This is a genomic window from Streptomyces pseudoechinosporeus (assembly GCF_054783935.1).
This window is the reverse complement of the sequence record NZ_BAAGPS010000096.1, coordinates 1-1,377: the sequence shown is the minus strand read 5'-3', so window position 1 is coordinate 1,377 and position 1,377 is coordinate 1. Positions and strand designations below refer to the sequence as shown.

The 1,377-nt window shown below is 73.1% G+C and carries 1 protein-coding gene; it reads left to right on the top strand.

The features are described 5' to 3' along the window. Positions 1–1,377 (top strand): trypsin-like serine protease (locus ACYVO6_RS49360; RefSeq protein WP_461073606.1); only part of this gene is annotated, 1,377 nt, incomplete at both ends.

Here is a 1,377-nt window from a genome sequence, read left to right as displayed (position 1 = left end):
CGACACCGAGTGGCTGCTCACCGCGGCCAGCTGCTTCGCCGACAACCCGGCCGCCAGCCTCGCGGTGCCCGCCGGCAAGCCGGCGCTGAAGACCACCGCGACCATCGGCCGCTCCGACCTGACCGGCACCAACGGCGCCGTGCGCCAGGTCGTCGAGCTCGTCCCGCGCACCGACCGCGATGTGGTCCTGGCCCGCCTGAACCGGCCGGTCACCAACGTCGCCCCCCTCCCCCTGGCCACCACCGCACCCACCGCGGGCGAGGAGCTGAAGTTCGCCGGATACGGGCGTACCCAGACCGAGTGGGCGCCGCTCAAACTGCACACCGGCGCGTTCTCGGTGACCGCGTCCGCCGCCACCACGGCCACGGTCACCGGCAAGGACGGCGCGGCCGCCTGCATGGGCGACACCGGCGGCCCCGTGGTCCGCGTAACGAACGGCACCCACCAGCTGGCCGCCGTCAACAGCCAGTCCTACCAGGGCGGTTGCTTCGGCATCGACGCCACCGTCACCGACACCGGCGCCATCACCGCCCGCGTCGACGACCTGACCTCCTGGGTGAACGCCAAGGTCGGCGCGAACCGCGTCAGCGACTTCAACTGCGACGGCGTCGAGGACATCGCCGTCGGCGACCCGCAGGCCACCGTCGGCGGCGACGCCAACGCGGGTCTCATTCGCGTCGTGTACGGCGGCGGCAAGGGCACCGCCGAGATCACCCAGGACCTGGACTGGGTGAACGGCGGCTCCGAGCCCAGCGACTGGTTCGGCCAGGAGCTGGCCACCGTCGACTGGGACGAGGACGGCTGCACCGACCTGGTCGTCGGCATCCCCGGCGATGACATCGGCACCGTCGCCGACGCCGGCATGGTCGACATCCTGCACGGCGCCCCGGGCGGCCTGGGCACCGGCGCGACCAAGGACACCCACTTCGAACAGGGCCAGGGCAGCGGAGCCATCGGCACCTCCGGCGTCGAGGCCGGTGACCGCATGGGCGACTCCCTCGCCGCCGGCACCACCACCGCGGGCGAACCCTTCCTGATCATCGGCGTGCCCGGCGAGTCCATCGGCAGCGTCGCCCGGGCGGGCGACTTCTACTACCTGCGCGGCGCCACCAACGTCGCCGTCCACCAGGACAGCACCAACGTGCCGGGCACCGCGGAGGCCGGCGACGGCTTCGGCAGCACCATGACCGCCGACCCCAACCGCTTCGCCATCGGCTCCCCCGGAGAGGCCATCGGCTCCGACGCGGGCGCCGGCATGGTGACCCTCTTCGACCACACGCTGAACTCCGAGGGCAGGCCCACCCCGCGCTTCGCCCTCGAACAGGACCTCGACACCGTCTCCGGCGGCGCCGAACCCTCCGACCAGTTCGGCTCCGC